The following is a 700-nucleotide window of genomic DNA, read 5'->3' as shown; positions in this document are numbered from 1 at the left end:
AAATTACTATTGCATGCTTTACGCTAGGGTTTGAAATAGTAATTAAGTCATTAGGAGGAAATACATTGGGCAATCGTGATAAACATTTACTCACTCAACTAGATACTATCGCGAAGGGATTAAGTGAAACGCTATTTCCTTTTTGTGAAGTTGTTGTCCATGACTTAACAAATCCTGAGCATGCGATACTCTCAATACACAATAATTTATCAGGCAGAAAAATTGGAGATCCAGCGACTGAATTAGGGCTGGCTAGAATTATGTCTCCAGAATTTCCAAATCTGATTTCAAACTATGCCAACCAGTTCGCTGATGGTCGCCCTGCAAAAAGTACGTCTATCGGTATTAAAGATGAAGAGGGTCAGTATGTGGCCGCTTTATGTATGAATATTGATTTAACCCTATTTAGGGGAATGCAAAGTGCTTTAGAGCAGTTTACGAAAATTGAAACTGATAACATTGTTGAAAACTTGGAGCCGAATGGTACAGAAGCAATTCGGAGATATATCGATCAATTTGCTTCAAAACATGCCACTACACCGCGCATGTTAAAACTCAATGAGCGAAAACAATTAATACATGATTTAAAAAATAATGGCTTATTAGATATTAAAAAGGCTGTGGAGACGGTTGCACAGCATTTAGGTATATCAAGAGCAAGTGCCTATTTGTATGTAAAGGAAACTTAAAAGATTTACTT

Annotated in this window: 1 protein-coding gene; it reads left to right on the top strand. The window is 36.4% G+C overall.

Annotation, left to right across the window (positions count from 1 at the left end):
• Positions 1-65 precede the first annotated feature (65 nt).
• Entirely contained in the window at positions 66-689 is a 624-nt protein-coding gene (locus HUN22_RS17490; RefSeq protein WP_174732033.1) for a helix-turn-helix transcriptional regulator, read from the top strand.
• The last annotated feature ends 11 nt before the right edge of the window (positions 690-700 follow it).

The sequence above is a fragment of the Acinetobacter lactucae genome (assembly GCF_013344765.1).
Classification (GTDB): domain Bacteria; phylum Pseudomonadota; class Gammaproteobacteria; order Pseudomonadales; family Moraxellaceae; genus Acinetobacter; species Acinetobacter lactucae_A.
The sequence above is the reverse complement of the archived record's forward strand: the minus strand, read 5'-3'. Positions and strand labels throughout refer to the sequence as shown.